The organism is Pseudomonas sp. UM16 (assembly GCF_050312595.1).
In the GTDB taxonomy this organism is placed as follows: Bacteria; Pseudomonadota; Gammaproteobacteria; order Pseudomonadales; family Pseudomonadaceae; genus Aquipseudomonas.
Genome location: NZ_JBNPJT010000055.1, coordinates 1 through 737 on the forward strand (window position 1 = coordinate 1; position 737 = coordinate 737).

2 pseudogenes are annotated in these 737 nt (G+C 54.1%); both read left to right on the plus strand.

From position 1 onward, the window contains the following. Positions 1-344 (plus strand): annotated as a pseudogene (locus tag ACQRAX_RS25515) (hypothetical protein); the annotation flags it as partial. Then, positions 341-737: pseudogene (locus ACQRAX_RS25520) on the plus strand (hypothetical protein); the annotation flags it as partial. The pseudogenes ACQRAX_RS25515 and ACQRAX_RS25520, both read left to right, overlap by 4 nt.

A 737-nucleotide genomic window follows, 5' to 3' on the forward strand; every position in this document is an offset into this window, starting at 1 on the left:
AGATTGGGCCGGATGCAGCGCCGGAGGCGGCTGCACTTAACTCAGGCGGGAGCCTGCGCTACTACATCGATTACATGAGCGATAAAGCTAAAACTCGCGGTTGGATTCTGACGATATTGTGGGAGGGTGTAGTTGGGGTATTTATTTTCAACGCACCTTTGGCCACCTATCTACAAAGAAAAAAGTTATACCCGCCTCCAGACCTGACCTACCCCGCCATCATCGAATGGTCCAAACCTCTGCCGCCCGAGCAATGGGCCAAGCGTTCCCCCGAGCTGGAAGCCGCCATCGCCAAGCGTGAGGCCGAATTAGCTGCGCAGACGCAGCCTGTGGACGAGACATGAGTACGCCACCGGCAGGCACGACGAAAAAACGGATGTTTTCGCGCAATGACTATTTGGCGCCCTTGCCCATCCCCACCGGTGAAAAACCCTCGGATGTGCTCAACACCATTTGGCGCAAAAACGAGGTGTTTCTCGATATTGGTAGCTACAGCATCGGTTCGGCGGTGATGGTGATATGGTCAATCGCAATGCTATTTGCGCTTATGTATTACATCACGTCTAACTCTCTAATATTGGGAGGCGGATTAATCATCGTAGGCATCCCGATCGTGTTTGTGACCCAGGGTCTGTTCCGCGAAGTGCCACTACCCGTGCGCTTTAATCGGCAACGCCGCGAGGTGTGTGTACCGCAAGCAGATGGCGAGTACTGGATCGTCCCTTGGGAAAGCGTGA